The organism is Pseudomonas sp. NPDC089408 (genome assembly GCF_044749445.1).
GTDB lineage: Bacteria > Pseudomonadota > Gammaproteobacteria > Pseudomonadales > Pseudomonadaceae > Aquipseudomonas.
The window spans coordinates 729,011-742,432 of sequence record NZ_JBIVHY010000001.1 but is presented as its reverse complement, the minus strand read 5'-3'; the positions used below and the strand labels follow the sequence as shown (position 1 = coordinate 742,432).

Sequence of the window (13,422 nt, the reverse complement as noted above, 5' to 3'; positions counted from 1 at the left end):
TTTGCTCGCCCATGCGTTGCCTGATGTTCGTTTGCCTGCTGATCTGCAGCCTGCCCACCTTCGCCCTCGACCGCTCGCGGGTGGAAGGCTACCTGTTGCCCAATGGTCTTCAGGTGATCCTGAAAAACGGCTACGAGCGTGACCATGTGGCCATTCGCCTGGTGGTCGGGGTGGGCCTGGATGATTTCGATTGCGAGCAGAAAGAACTGCCGCACCTGCTTGAGCACTTGCTGTTCAGCGGCATCGACGAAACGGGCGAGGGCGGGCTGGAAGAGCGCCTTCAAGCGCTTGGCGGAGAATGGAACGCCTACACCAGCAGCGCCGATACTACCTTCGTCATCGAGGCCCCGGCGCGCAACCAGCGCAAGGTGCTCGACCTGCTGCTGGCTGTCGTGCGCGACACTCGCATCGATGCCAAGGCGCTGGCCACCGCCAAGCGCATCATCGAACGTGAGGATGGCGGCCATTATGGCCACCTGCAGCGCTGGCTGGACCGTCAGGACATCGGCCACCCGGCCAGCGACCAGCTGGCGACCGAACTGGGCCTGAAGTGCCCGGAACGTTCCAATATCGACGACATGACGCTGGAGCAGGTGCAGGCCCTGCGTGACCACTGGTACGCCGCCAACAACATGAGCCTTATCATGGTCGGCGGCCTCGACCGCCTGCTACCGGCCTATCTGGAGCGCACCTTTGGCGAGCTACCGGCCAGCGAGCCGGGAGAGCGGCGCAACCTGGAGAGCATTACCCAGCAAGCCGAGCAACGCCGTGACCTGACCCGCGGCTGGCTGGGCGACAGCGTCAAATTGCACTGGCTGTTCATCGAGCCGGTGCTGGACAACGACCACCAGGCCACCTTGGACCTACTGTCGCGCTACCTGGACTGGGCGCTGTACGACCAACTGCGCCTGCGCAACGGCTTGTCCTATGGCCCCTCGGTGCAACGCGAAAGCTTCGGTGACACCGGCCTGCTCAGCCTCAATGCCGACCTGGAGCGCGATGACATCGACAAGGCCGTGTCGGTGATGCAGGCGTTGTTCGACCACCTGCGCAAGGAGGGCCTCGACCCGGACACGTTCGCCCGCATCAAGGACGCCAGCGTTGCCAAGGAAAGCTGGAGCACCCAGGGCAACAGTGCCTTGGCCGATTACTACTGGGGGGCGCTGAACGATTACACCGACGGGCGTTTTGCCAACCCGGTGCGTAAATTGCGCCAAGTGACGCTGGAACAGGCCAACCAGGCGTTGAAGGAACTGCTGAAGGAAAACGGGTACGTACGGGTCGAGAAGCCATTATTGGGTTATGACGAACTGTACGGGCTGCTGGCCTTGCTGGCGGGGCTGATACTGGCGGCGGCGCTGCTGCGCTGGCGACGGCATGGCCCGCAGCGGCCGAGTGGTGCTACACGGAAGCGGTAGATCGGCGGTATCCTTTTGCCAGTACCGGCCCTTTCGCGGGTGAACCCGCTCCCACAGGATTAGTGCAATAGCTGAAATCTGCACTGTACCTGTAGGAGCGGGTTCACCCGCGAAGAGGCCGGAACAGCCACCCCATTCCACCCTGTTGTAGCCCCCAATGCCCCAAATCCCCCATATCGTCCAACGCATCATCGAACTGCTCAAACGCTACCCCGGCGTCATCGCGCTCGGCGGTTTCCTTTCCGGCATCGGCAGTTTCATCCTGGTCGACCGCCAGGCCGGCCTGGCCAGTTGGGTCGCCATTCTGATGCTGGTCAGCTGGGTCTGGCTGATGCTGGAAAACACACTCACCGGCCTGTTCGCGCGCACCTTCAACCGCGAAATCCCACAGCCGCTGTTGCGCTACGCAACGCAGATGATCCACCAGGAAACGCTGTTCTTCGTGTTGCCGTTCTTCTTCATCACCACCACCTGGAACAGCGGCCAGCTGATCTTCACTGGCCTGCTCGGCGCAGCCGGCCTTATTTCGATCATCGACCCGCTCTACTACAAATGGCTGGCCCCACGGCGCTGGCTGTTCCTGGCGCTGCATACCCTGACCCTGTTCGCCGCATTGCTCACGGCGTTGCCGATCATCGTTCACCTGACCACGGCGCAAAGCTTCAAGCTGGCGCTCATCATCGCCATGGGTCTGTCATTTCCCAGCCTGGCCAGCAGTTTCCCCATCAATAACTGGCGCCGAGCCGTGGCGCTGGTGCTGGTCACCCTGTCCGTAGGCGCCGGCGGCTGGCTGGTCAGGTCCTGGGTACCCCCGGCAACCTTGTGGATGACCGAGGTGGCGGTGAGCACCGAAGTGCAAAATCGCCAGCCGGGCGAATCGCTGAAGGAAATTGCCGCCAGCCGCATTCGCAGCAGCGGGCTGTATGCCTACACCGCCATCAACGCACCACGCGGCTTGAACGAACGGATCTACCATGTGTGGCAAAAGGACGGCCAGGAAGTCGATCGCATTGCCCTGGACATCAACGGCGGACGCAAGGAAGGCTACAGAGCCTGGACCCACAAGCAGAATTTCCCGCCCAACCCGGTGGGCAAGTGGCAGGTGAGGGTGCTGACCGAGGATGGCCAGGTGATTGGCGTGCTGCGCTTCAAGGTAATCGACGATAAACCAGCACAGTGATCGAAAGGGGGCTGCTTCGCAGCCCCTAGGGCCAACACACAGCACATAATCACCAAACAGCCCATGCCCGCTGCGCTATGATCAGCCCCTAAGCCTTAGCGCCGAGTCAATTGCATGGAGCCTATGACCACCCCCAGCGCCACTCTGGATACCAGCAGCCAACCGGTCTGCCTGCGCATAACCGGCGACTGGACCCTGGCGCACTACGCCAGCCTCAAGCGCGAGAGCGAAAAGCTGCGTGCGCAATACACTGCCGAAACCGTCGCCGACCTCAGCCAATTGGGCCGCCTGGACACCGCCGGCGCGTCGCTGCTGGCCGAACTGCTTGGCTCCGAGCGCCTGTCTCGCTGCACCCATGACTTGCCCGAAGCCAGCCGTGCGTTGTTGAAGAACGTCTACCAATCGGTGCAGGACTACTGCATCCCGATCAAGGAGCCCGAGCGCAACGTCGTGATGCTGCTGCTGGAGCGCATCGGCTGTGCTGTCGGCACCCTGTGGCAAGACAGCATGCAGTTGCTCGGCTTCGTCGGCGTAATCCTCGAAACCTTGCTTCGTCGAGCGCTCCAGCCCCATCGCTGGCGCATCACACCGGTCGTTGCACACATCGAGCAGACGGGCCTGGATGCCGCACCTATCGTCGCCTTGCTTACCTTCCTGGTGGGCGCAGTGGTGGCCTTCCTCGGCGCCACGGTGCTGGCCGATTTTGGCGCGACCCTCTTCACCGTCGACCTAGTGGCGTTCTCGTTCTTGCGCGAGTTCGCCGTACTGCTGACGGCCATCCTCATGGCCGGGCGCACCGCCAGTGCGTTCACAGCGCAGATCGGTTCGATGAAAGCCAACGAGGAAATCGACGCCATCCGCACCCTGGGCCTCAACCCCATGGAACTGCTAGTCGTGCCACGGGTGCTGGCACTGCTGATTTCGCTGCCGTTGCTCACTTTTGTCGCAATGATCTGCGGGATTGTCGGCGGTGCGGTGGTATGCGCCCTGACGCTGGATATCTCGCCGGCCATGTTCCTGTCGCTGCTGCAAAGCGACATCGGCGTGCAGCACTTCCTGGTGGGCCTGGCCAAGGCACCGTTCTTCGCCTTCCTGATTGCCGCCATCGGCTGCCTGGAAGGCTTCAAGGTCAGCGGCAGCGCCGAATCGGTGGGGGCACACACCACCTCGGCGGTGGTGCAATCGATTTTCGTGGTCATTGTACTGGACGCGGTGGCTGCCCTGTTCTGCATGGAGATGGGCTGGTGAGTGGTGAAGAACGCGTGATCGAAGCCCGCGGCATCTGCAACCGCTTCGGCCGCCAGGTGGTGCATGAACACCTCGACCTGGACCTGTACCGCGGCGAGATCCTTGCCGTGGTCGGCGGTTCGGGCAGCGGCAAGTCGGTGCTGCTGCGCAGTATCATCGGCCTGCGCCGGCCCAACGAAGGGCAGATCCAGGTGTTCGGCCAGGACCTGGCCGGCCTGGGTGAAGAGCAGCGCTCGCTGGTCGAGCGGCGCTTTGGCGTGCTGTTCCAGAAGGGCGCGCTGTTCTCTTCGCTGACCGTGACCGAAAACGTGGCCTTGCCGCTGATCGAGCATGCCGGGCTGTCCCGCGCTGATGCCGAGCACCTGGCGGGGGTGAAACTGGCCCTGGCCGGGCTGCCGATTTCAGCCGCCGACAAATACCCGTCATCGCTGTCAGGCGGCATGATCAAGCGCGCAGCGCTGGCCCGCGCCCTCGCCCTGGACCCGGACATCCTGTTCCTCGACGAACCCACCGCAGGCCTGGACCCGATCGGCGCTGCCGCCTTCGACCAGTTGATCCTGACCCTGCGCGATGCTCTGGGCCTGTCCGTGTTCCTGATCACCCACGACCTCGACACCCTGTACACCATCACCGACCGCATTGCCGTGCTGTCGCAGAAAAAGGTCCTGGTAGCCGGCCCGCTGGCCGAGGTCGAGCAGACCAACGATGCCTGGATTCAAGAATACTTTCACGGCCCACGCGGGCGCGCTGCCGAGCAGGCCGCCACCCGTGCCGGGCAGGAGCGCTAAGCCATGGAAACCCGAGCCCATCACGTCCTTATCGGCCTGGTCACCGTCCTGGTGGTCGCCGGCGCCATGCTGTTCGGCCTGTGGCTGACCAAGTCCAGCGTCGACGATGCCTTCAAGGATTACGAAGTCGTGTTCAACGAGGCGGTATCCGGCCTGTCGCGCGGCAGCCCGGTGCAGTACAACGGCATCAAGGTGGGCGACGTGTCCACCCTGCGCCTGGACCCGAAAGACCCGCGCCGGGTATTGGCGCGGGTGCGCCTGAGCGGCGATACCCCGGTGAAGGAAGACACCCAGGCCAAGCTGACCCTGGCCGGGGTGACCGGCAACTCGTTCATCCAGCTCAGCGGCGGCACCCCGCAAAGCCCCGAGCTCAAAGGCAAGGACGGCAAGCTGCCGGTCATCATCGCCTCGCCATCGCCCATCTCGCGCCTGCTCAACGACAGCAGTGACCTGGTAACCAACATCAACCTGCTGCTGCACAACGCCAACCAGATGTTCTCCGAAGACAACATCGGCCACCTCAGCAATACCTTGGCCAACCTCGACAAGACTACCGGCGCCTTTGCCGGCCAGCACGGCAGCATTGCCGAGGCCATCGAACAACTGGTGCAGGTGGGCAAGCAGGCCAGTGCCACCCTGGCTGAAACCCAGACGCTGATGCGCAATGCCAACGGCCTGCTCGGTACCCAGGGTAAGCAGGCCATCGGTAGCGCCGAGCAGGCCATGCAATCGCTGGCCGAAAGCACCGCCACCATCAACAGTTTGCTGAAAAACAACAGCGAGGCCATTGGTGACGGCGCCCAGGGCCTGAACCAGCTGACTCCGGCCATTCGCGAGCTGCGCGAAACCCTCAACGCCCTCAAAGGCATCTCCCGGCAACTGGAGGCCGACCCTAGCGGCTACCTGCTCGGCCGCGACAACAACAAGGAGTTCCAGCCATGAAACCGTCGCTGCGCCTGCTGGCCCTGGCGGCCGCGTTAAGCCTGGTCAGTGCCTGCTCAATACTGCCCAAGAGTGAACCTGTCGATCTGTATCGGCTGCCGGTCAGTCAGGCCAGCCGTACGGCGGCGCCGCTGGACTGGTCGCTGCGCCTGAACAAGCCGCTGGCCAGTGAAGTGCTGGCCGGGCCGCGGATAACCGTGATTCCCCAGGGCGATGTGGTCAGCAGTTACAAGGGCGCACGCTGGAGCGATACAGTGCCGGTGCTGCTGCGCAACCGCCTGCTCGACGGTTTCCAGCGTGACGGCCAGGTGCAGCGCCTGAGCGCCGATGACAGCAACCTACAGGCTGACTACGAGCTGGCTGGCGAGCTACAGGCGTTCCAGACGGAATACCGCGCAGATGGGGCGGTGGAGGTGGTGATCCGCTACGACGCGCGGTTGGTGCAGGGTCGTAGCCAGCGTATTCTGGCCAGCAAACGCTTCGAAATCCGTCAGCCGTTGGCTGACAAGCAGGTGTCAGCAGTGGTGGCCGGGTTTGGTCAGGCGTGTGACCAGCTGAGCGGGCAGGTGGTGGGGTGGACGATTGCGCAGGTAGGCAGTACCTCAACTCACTGAAGGCCTGATGCTGTTGTAGGAGCGGCCTTGTGTCGCGATGGGCCGCGAAGCGGCCCCAGAAGTTAGCGCCAATGCTGAAATCGCCGGGGCCGCTTCGCGCCCCATCGCGACGCAAGGCCGCTCCTACAAAGGACTGTGCGTACCCGGCAAATAACTCAGGCGAAGAACCAGTAGCAGACGAAGATCGCTGCCACCACACCAGAGAACTCGGCCAGCAGCGCACACCCCACCGCATGCCGCACACGCTGGATACCCACCGCACCAAAGTACACCGCCAGCACATAGAAGGTGGTCTCGGTACTGCCCTGAATGGTCGCCGCCACCAGCGCCGGGAAGCTATCCACGCCCTGGGTCTGCATGGTCTCGATCAGCATCGCCCGCGCCGCACTGCCGGAGAACGGCTTGACCAGCGCCGTCGGCAAGCCCTCGACAAAGCGCGTGTCCAGGCCCATCCAGTTCACCGCATGGCGGATACCGTCCAGGGCCAGCTCCAGGGCGCCTGAAGCACGCAGCACACCCACGGCCACCAGCATCGCCACCAGGTAGGGCAGCAGGTTCTTGGCCACGTCGAAGCCTTCCTTGGCGCCTTCGACAAAGGCCTCATACACCTTGACCCGCTTCAAGGCACCTATTACCAGGAACAGCATGATTACGCCAAACAGCGTGAGGTTGCCCAAGATCGACGACAGGCTGGCCAGCGCTGCCGCCGACAGCGTGCCAAGGAAGGCCATGAAGCCGCCCAGCAGCAGCGCGCCAGGGATGAAATAGGCGAGCACGACCGGGTCCCACAGGCGCAGGCGCTGCATCACTGCCACCGACAGCAGGCCGACCAGGGTCGAGACGCTGGTCGCCAGCAGGATGGGCAGGAACACCATGGTCGGGTCGGGCGCGCCTTGCTGAGCCCGATACATGAAGATGGTCACCGGCAACAGGGTCAGCGACGAGGCATTGAGCACCAGGAACAGGATCTGCGCATTGCTCGCCGTGGTGCTGCTGGGGTTCAGTTCCTGCAGCGCGCGCATGGCCTTCAGGCCGATCGGTGTGGCGGCGTTGTCCAGGCCCAGGCCGTTGGCGGCGAAGTTCATGGTGATCAGGCCCAGGGCCGGGTGGCCCGGTGGCACCCCCGGCATCAGGCGGGCGAACAGCGGGCCCAGTACCTTGGCCAGCCATTCAACGATGCCAGCTTTTTCGGCAATCTTGAGAAAGCCCAGCCACAGGGTCAGCGTGCCGAACAGCAGCACCATCACCTCGACCGACAGCTTGGCCATGGCGAAGATGCTTTCGACCATGGCCGCAAAGATGCCAGCGTTGCCGCCTACCAGCCATTGGGCCAGGGCGGACACTGCCGCCACCAGGAAAAAGCCGAGCCAAAGGCCGTTGAGCATCCGAGTGTTCCCCCTGAAAAATGCCCGAATGATAGCGTATTCCAAGGGCTACCCGGTCCCCTGTAGGAGCGGCCTTGTGTCGCGAAAGGGCCGCAGAGCGGCCCCGGCAATTTGTGTTGCGAAGCTGAAACCCTGGGGGCGCTGCGCACCCCTTTCGCGACACAAGGCCGCTCCTACATGGGTCTGCGAGTAGCCCGAATACAAAAAGCCCCGACAAGTCGGGGCTTTTGGGTCAATCAGCCTTCAGGCTTAGCGCTTGGCAGCTTCGCCAACCACTGCGGCGCCCTGCTTGTCGGCCATCAGCGAGGCGTAGTACTTCTCGCCTTTGGCCGCATCGTACATGCCTTCCCAACGGGAGATGACCAGTGCCGCCAGGGCGTTGCCGATCACGTTCAGTGCGGTACGGGCCATGTCCATGATGCGGTCGACACCGGCGATGAATGCCAGGCCTTCCAGCGGAATACCGACACTGCCCAGGGTGGCCAGCAGCACCACGAACGATACGCCCGGCACGCCGGCAATACCTTTGGAGGTGACCATCAGGGTCAGCACCAGCAACAGCTGCTGGCTCCACGACAGGTCGATACCGTACAGCTGGGCAATGAAGATGGCCGCAATGCTCTGGTAAAGGGTCGAGCCGTCGAGGTTGAACGAGTAGCCGGTCGGCACCACGAACGAGCAGATCGACTTCGGCGCACCGTACTTCTCCATCTTCTCGATCACCCGCGGCAGCACGGTTTCCGAGCTGGAGGTGGAGTAGGCCAGGATCAGCTCATCTTTCATGATGCGCATGATCTTGATCACCGAGAAGCCGAACAGGCGGGCAACCAGGCCCAGCACCATGAAGGCGAAGAAAGCGATGGCGAAGTATACCAGCAGCACCAGCTTGGCCAGCGGCAGCAGCGAGCTGAAGCCGAAGTTGGCCACGGTCACGGCGATCAGGGCGAACACGCCGATCGGGGCGTAGTTCATGATCATGTGGGTGACCTTGAACATGGTTTCCGATACGCCCTGGAAGGTGCGTACCAGCGGGTCGCGCAGGTCAGCCTGCAGGCTCGACAGGCCCAGGCCGAACAGTACCGAGAAGAAGATGATCGGCAGCATTTCGCCACGCATCAGCGCTGCGAAGATGTTCGACGGGATCAGGTTCAGCAGGGTTTCGATGAACGCGTGCTCATGCTGCACTTCAGCCGCAGTTGCCTGGTACTTGGAAATGTCCACGGTACCCAGGGTGCTCATGTCGATGCCGGCGCCCGGGTGGAACAGGTTGGCCAGCACCAGACCGACGACGATGGCAATGGTGGTCACCACTTCGAAGTAGATGATGGTCTTCAGGCCGATGCTGCCCAGTTTCTTCGCATCGCCAACCCCGGCGATACCCACGATCAGCGACGAAATCACGATCGGGACAACGATCATCTTGATCAGGCGAATGAAGATGTCACCGGCGGGCTGGAGGACGTTGCTGATCCACCAGGCCTTTTCCGCGCTGAAGTGGTTCAGCAGCGCGCCGATTGCAACGCCCAGGACCAGACCGATCACGATCTGCCAGGCGAGGCTAAGTTTTGCCTTCTTCATGTCTTTACCCTTTGTTCTAGTGGTCATGGCAGCGGGTGGAAACAGGCGTGACAGAGCCCTTGGCAAGGTCACACGCATTGACGGTTTCCGTCCGGCGACGTCATGTAAGGACACCGCAGGCGAGCGACAGGGCGCTCTGGCCAGCGAAAAAGGCGGCAACTATTGCGATGGCAGGGGGGGAAATCTAATGCCGGAAACGCATACCCTATGCGTGCTATGCATAACGTTTTCGACCGAAAAGGTAGGTTTGTAAGTCATTGATTTATAACGTTCGGAATCCCGAACAAGACCAACCGGCCATTTTTAGGCAGATTTGACGGTATGAAGAGGAGGTATCGGATGGCTTGTTCGACAATCCGAATGGCAGAAATGCCACTTTTTGAACGGGCCGAGTCGTTGGAAAAAAATGATGTGCGGTCGAGACAAAATGTGTCCTGGAGGAAAAAACGCGCAAGGGTAGCGACGGTTCCTACATGGCTCCTCGGAAGTCAGGTCTGGCAAGGTATCCCTGTGACACCGCCGACCTGATGCTTCCGATTCCGCCTTTCCTGACCCGGCCCAATGCTGGAGGCACTCCCTGTACCCCTAGGCCACTCCGATCCTGCAACAATCAGAACAGCCCGGCCCCTTGGTCATGTGCTGCCCCTCCTCGGGGCGGCGCATCATAGAAGGCTGAAATATAAAAAGGTTCAGCTTCTATTACGTGACAGTGAGTGACCTTTCATCGGCACTGGCAAACAAGGCTCAGTACCAGTTCGGGTCACGCTTCAGCTGCTCCTGCAGCATGGCTTTCATGCCGTCGTCCGGTTTGCCCAACCAGCGATATTGCGCATGCCGGGTAGGCGACTTGTCGCTCGGCAAACCTTCGGGTACCTCCACAAGCATCCCGTAGGCATCGTCTTTGTCCCAGCTGAACGCCACGATCAGGCGCTTGTAGGTGCAGTTGTCCTGGGCCTCGCACAGCGGGCCGACCAGGTACTTGTCACCGTCTTCGGTAACGGCAGACATCTGCTGCTGGGCACTGCCTGACAGATTGATCACCCAATCGGGCAGGCGTTCTTCGCCTTCGATGGTGTCCTGCCAGGTTTCACGGTACTCCGGGTCCGAGCCGAGCAACTGGTCGACCCGGACCTGGCCGTCATTGGCCGCCATCGCCGCCGCACTGCCACCCAGTAACAGGGCGGCAGCCAGGGCTGAACAAAGCTTCCTGCTCATCTTCAACCTCGTCCACGTCCAAAGAAGAAGGAGGCTACAAACAGCACCAGGAAGACAATGAACAGGATCTTCGCGATACCCGTTGCAGCGCCCGCGATACCACCGAAGCCCAGTACGGCAGCGACAATGGCGATGATGAGGAAAGTGATAGCCCAGCTCAGCATGGTGGTTCTCCTTTCTTTCGCGGAATCGATCGGCCCGACGGGTCAGAACACCCAGCGGTCCTGCGGTACGACATTTTCCAAAGTGGCCGGTGAAGCCGTGGCATGGTCGCCGCGCACAGGCTCGGCAGCCTTGACCAGCGTGTTGGCACGGGTTGCCTGAATCTGCGTCAGCAGGGCGGTCTGCGCCGCCACCTGCTCGCTCAGGCGCGCGGTCTGCCAGCTGTAATAGAACAGGCCAGCGGCCAAGGTCAGCAGCAGCGCCATGCCGAGTGACAGCAACTGGCGCAAGGGCAGTACGGCGTTCTGCGAGCGGTTGACGGTCTGGCGGTTCATGCCGGCTTCTCCTGCTGTAATTTTTGTTCAAACCTGAACAGGTAATTGCAGCCTGCATGCCAGTCTTGGAATTATAATAAAATCGTTTTAAATCAATAACTTAAGCAGTTAAGGCAAAGCCGGCGAGGACGTATCCTGCACGATGCCACCCCTGGGGTCGTGCGAATTGCACGATCAGCCTTCAACCTTGGTCGCCACCTTCAGCAAGTCGGCATCAACCCCGCGCACGCCGATGATCTGCCTGGCGATCTCCACCGCGATGGTTTTCTGCTCGGCGCTAACTACCTCACCCGACAGCCGCACCATGCCTTCTTCGCTGGCGACTTTCAGGTTCAGCCCATCGAGGTTGCGGCTGAAGCGGTAGCTGTTCTGGATCTTGTCGATGATCCAGCTGTCGCTGGGCTGCGGGCCGGTGGGCACCCCCACCGGGGTTTCGCGCGCCTTGGCCATGGCGGCGGTATCGAGGCTGACCAGGTTGTTGACCAAATGCACACCGTCGGTGGTACGCGCCACCACACCGGCCAGTTCCTTGGCTTCGGCACTGTCGACTCGGCCACGCAGCGTCACCACGCCCTCGCTGCTTTGTACTTCTATAGGTGCCTTTTCAGTGGTGCGGCTCCACAACAGCCGGGCTCGGATCACCGCCGCCAGGGTGGCGTCCTCCAGCCGCTGGGCATAAGCACGCAGCTCAAGTGGGCGTTCCACCAGCTGGGCATTGACCTGCAACTGGTTATCTACCTGCTCAATGCCCCGGGTAGCCCGGGCTACATCCTCGGCCAACTGCCGTTCGACAGCATTCTCCACTTCGCCGGAAAGCCGCGCCTGCTTGCCGTCCACGTCGACCTTGATGCGGAACGGGTCGAGCATGCGGTTCAGGGATAATGCAGTTTGCAGGGCGCCTTCCAGGCGCGCGTCCTGCACCGGGTCGGCAAATGCCGGCGCAAAAACCGGCAACAAAGCGGCGGCCAATACAGCGCTGCGTAGGGGAAAGGTCATGGCAGAGCCTCCTTTTGTTGGCAAAAACTTAAAATCGTCGCAACCAATGTGCCATCGCGTGCCTCTAAGCAAAGCACCGCAAAAACGCGGCCTGCAGGCGTTGTTTGGCTATTGGCTAGCATGCAAAGGACATAATCCTTCAGAATTGACCATGCAACTTGCCCGATTTTTCCCACACTAAATAAAGATCTATCCCTAAGGAGCGTAGGAAATGGAATCAGCCCAGGACAACCAAGGCCGCATTCTGCTGGTGGATGACGAGTCCGCGATCCTGCGCACTTTCCGCTATTGCCTGGAAGACGAAGGCTACAGCGTGGCCACTGCCAACAGCGCCGCCCAGGCCGAGACCCTGCTGCAGCGCCAGGTATTCGACCTGTGTTTCCTCGATTTACGCCTCGGTGAAGACAACGGCCTTGATGTGCTGGCGCAGATGCGCATCCAGGCCCCCTGGATGCGCGTGGTGATCGTCACGGCGCATTCGGCTATCGACACGGCAGTAGACGCTATCCAGGCCGGCGCTGCAGACTACCTGGTAAAGCCTTGCAGCCCCGATCAGCTACGCCTGGCCACCGCCAAACAACTGGAAGTGCGCCAGCTTTCTGCACGCCTGGAAGCGTTGGAAGGCGAAGTGCGCAAACCCAAGGACGGCCTCGACTCACACAGCCCGGCGATGATGGTGGTGCTGGAAACCGCCCGCCAGGTTGCTACCACCGACGCCAACATCCTTATCCTTGGCGAATCCGGCACCGGTAAAGGCGAGCTGGCCCGGGCCATCCATGGCTGGAGCAAGCGTGCGCGCAAAGCCTGCGTGACCATCAACTGCCCGTCACTGAACGCCGAGCTGATGGAAAGCGAGCTGTTCGGCCATACCCGCGGTGCCTTCACCGGTGCCAGCGAAAGCACCCTGGGGCGGGTCAGCCAGGCGGACGGCGGCACACTGTTCCTCGACGAGATCGGCGATTTCCCACTGACCTTGCAGCCCAAGCTGCTGCGCTTCATTCAGGACAAGGAATACGAGCGCGTCGGCGACCCGGTCACCCGTCGTGCCGATGTGCGCATCCTGGCGGCTACCAACCTCAACCTCGAAGAAATGGTGCGCGAAAGCCGCTTTCGCGAGGACCTGCTTTATCGCCTGAACGTCATCACTCTGCATCTGCCGCCCTTGCGCGAGCGCAGTGAAGACATTCTGACCCTGGCTGACCGTTTCCTCGCCCGTTTCGTCAAGGAATACTCCCGCCCCGCCCGCGGTTTCAGCGACGAGGCACGTGCCGCCCTGCTCAATTACCGCTGGCCCGGCAATATTCGCGAGCTGCGCAACGTGGTGGAACGGGCCAGTATCATCTGCCCGCAGGAGCGGGTCGAAATCAGCCACCTGGGCATGGGCGAACAGCCGGCCGGCAACGCTCCGCGGGTGGGCGCCGCACTCAGCCTGGATGAGCTGGAACGTGCACATATCGGTGCGGTACTGGCCGCCAGCGATACCCTCGACCAGGCGGCCAAGACCTTGGGCATCGATGCCTCCACCCTGTACCGCAAACGCAAGCAGTACAACCTGTGAAGT

The 13,422-nt window shown here is 61.9% G+C and carries 13 protein-coding genes; 7 read left to right on the top strand and 6 right to left on the bottom strand.

Features of this window, described 5'->3' with window-relative positions; genetic code table 11:
- Positions 1-11: 11 nt before the first annotated feature.
- The 6 genes from ACIP02_RS03340 to ACIP02_RS03315 all read left to right on the top strand — a co-directional run bounded on the left by ACIP02_RS03340 (position 12) and on the right by ACIP02_RS03315 (position 6,190).
- Entirely contained in the window at positions 12-1,418 is a 1,407-nt protein-coding gene (locus tag ACIP02_RS03340) for a M16 family metallopeptidase (protein ID WP_400613182.1), read from the top strand.
- 157 nt (positions 1,419-1,575) lie between these two features.
- The gene (locus ACIP02_RS03335; RefSeq protein ID WP_400613180.1) at positions 1,576-2,598 is read left to right on the top strand and encodes a DUF5924 family protein; all 1,023 of its coding nucleotides are present in this window, start codon (positions 1,576-1,578) and stop codon (positions 2,596-2,598) included.
- Between the two features lie 114 nt (positions 2,599-2,712).
- Positions 2,713-3,846: an ABC transporter permease gene (locus ACIP02_RS03330; protein ID WP_400613177.1), complete on the top strand. Its 1,134-nt coding sequence runs from the start codon at positions 2,713-2,715 to the stop codon at positions 3,844-3,846.
- The gene (locus tag ACIP02_RS03325; RefSeq protein ID WP_400613175.1) at positions 3,843-4,634 is read left to right on the top strand and encodes an ABC transporter ATP-binding protein; all 792 of its coding nucleotides are present in this window, start codon (positions 3,843-3,845) and stop codon (positions 4,632-4,634) included. Before ACIP02_RS03330 ends, ACIP02_RS03325 begins: the two co-directional genes overlap by 4 nt.
- 3 nt (positions 4,635-4,637) lie before the next feature.
- On the top strand, positions 4,638-5,576 hold the full coding sequence (locus ACIP02_RS03320) for an MlaD family protein (RefSeq protein ID WP_400613173.1): 939 nt from the start codon (positions 4,638-4,640) through the stop codon (positions 5,574-5,576).
- Positions 5,573-6,190, top strand: a complete 618-nt coding sequence (locus tag ACIP02_RS03315; RefSeq protein ID WP_400613170.1) for an ABC-type transport auxiliary lipoprotein family protein — start codon at positions 5,573-5,575, stop codon at positions 6,188-6,190. Before ACIP02_RS03320 ends, ACIP02_RS03315 begins: the two co-directional genes overlap by 4 nt.
- A 155-nt stretch (positions 6,191-6,345) precedes the next feature.
- Here the strand turns inward: ACIP02_RS03315 and ACIP02_RS03310 are convergent, their stop codons facing one another.
- The 6 genes from ACIP02_RS03310 to ACIP02_RS03285 all read right to left on the bottom strand — a co-directional run bounded on the left by ACIP02_RS03310 (position 6,346) and on the right by ACIP02_RS03285 (position 11,861).
- Positions 6,346-7,575: a nucleoside recognition domain-containing protein gene (locus ACIP02_RS03310; RefSeq protein ID WP_400613168.1), complete on the bottom strand. Its 1,230-nt coding sequence runs from the start codon at positions 7,573-7,575 to the stop codon at positions 6,346-6,348.
- 249 nt (positions 7,576-7,824) lie between these two features.
- Positions 7,825-9,153, bottom strand: coding sequence for a glutamate/aspartate:proton symporter GltP (gene gltP, locus ACIP02_RS03305; protein WP_201204279.1), 1,329 nt, complete (start codon positions 9,151-9,153; stop codon positions 7,825-7,827).
- A 744-nt stretch (positions 9,154-9,897) separates the two neighbouring features.
- Positions 9,898-10,368: an inhibitor of vertebrate lysozyme family protein gene (locus tag ACIP02_RS03300; RefSeq protein WP_400613165.1), complete on the bottom strand. Its 471-nt coding sequence runs from the start codon at positions 10,366-10,368 to the stop codon at positions 9,898-9,900.
- Between the two features lie 2 nt (positions 10,369-10,370).
- Entirely contained in the window at positions 10,371-10,532 is a 162-nt protein-coding gene (locus ACIP02_RS03295; RefSeq protein WP_003252966.1) for a DUF1328 domain-containing protein, read from the bottom strand.
- A 42-nt stretch (positions 10,533-10,574) separates the two neighbouring features.
- Complete coding sequence (locus ACIP02_RS03290; RefSeq protein WP_400613162.1) at positions 10,575-10,865, bottom strand: hypothetical protein; 291 nt, start codon at positions 10,863-10,865, stop codon at positions 10,575-10,577.
- 174 nt (positions 10,866-11,039) lie between these two features.
- A complete protein-coding gene (locus ACIP02_RS03285; RefSeq protein ID WP_400613160.1) occupies positions 11,040-11,861 on the bottom strand; it encodes a BON domain-containing protein in 822 nt (273 codons plus the stop codon).
- A 211-nt stretch (positions 11,862-12,072) separates the two neighbouring features.
- Between ACIP02_RS03285 and algB the strand changes: the two genes are divergently transcribed.
- Entirely contained in the window at positions 12,073-13,419 is a 1,347-nt protein-coding gene (gene algB / locus ACIP02_RS03280; RefSeq protein ID WP_027591966.1) for a sigma-54-dependent response regulator transcription factor AlgB, read from the top strand.
- The last annotated feature ends 3 nt before the right edge of the window (positions 13,420-13,422 follow it).

Excerpts from the sequence above, each read along its gene's own strand:
- ACIP02_RS03340 (WP_400613182.1), top strand. The coding sequence starts at position 12 with ATGCGTTGCCTGATGTTCGTTTGCCTGCTGATCTGCAGCCTGCCCACC.
- ACIP02_RS03335 (WP_400613180.1), top strand. The coding sequence starts at position 1,576 with ATGCCCCAAATCCCCCATATCGTCCAACGCATCATCGAACTGCTCAAA.
- ACIP02_RS03330 (WP_400613177.1), top strand. The coding sequence starts at position 2,713 with ATGGAGCCTATGACCACCCCCAGCGCCACTCTGGATACCAGCAGCCAA.
- ACIP02_RS03320 (WP_400613173.1), top strand. The coding sequence starts at position 4,638 with ATGGAAACCCGAGCCCATCACGTCCTTATCGGCCTGGTCACCGTCCTG.
- ACIP02_RS03315 (WP_400613170.1), top strand. The coding sequence starts at position 5,573 with ATGAAACCGTCGCTGCGCCTGCTGGCCCTGGCGGCCGCGTTAAGCCTG.
- ACIP02_RS03310 (WP_400613168.1), bottom strand. The coding sequence starts at position 7,575 with ATGCTCAACGGCCTTTGGCTCGGCTTTTTCCTGGTGGCGGCAGTGTCC.
- gltP (WP_201204279.1), bottom strand. The coding sequence starts at position 9,153 with ATGAAGAAGGCAAAACTTAGCCTCGCCTGGCAGATCGTGATCGGTCTG.
- ACIP02_RS03300 (WP_400613165.1), bottom strand. The coding sequence starts at position 10,368 with ATGAGCAGGAAGCTTTGTTCAGCCCTGGCTGCCGCCCTGTTACTGGGT.
- ACIP02_RS03295 (WP_003252966.1), bottom strand. The coding sequence starts at position 10,532 with ATGCTGAGCTGGGCTATCACTTTCCTCATCATCGCCATTGTCGCTGCC.
- ACIP02_RS03290 (WP_400613162.1), bottom strand. The coding sequence starts at position 10,865 with ATGAACCGCCAGACCGTCAACCGCTCGCAGAACGCCGTACTGCCCTTG.
- ACIP02_RS03285 (WP_400613160.1), bottom strand. The coding sequence starts at position 11,861 with ATGACCTTTCCCCTACGCAGCGCTGTATTGGCCGCCGCTTTGTTGCCG.
- algB (WP_027591966.1), top strand. The coding sequence starts at position 12,073 with ATGGAATCAGCCCAGGACAACCAAGGCCGCATTCTGCTGGTGGATGAC.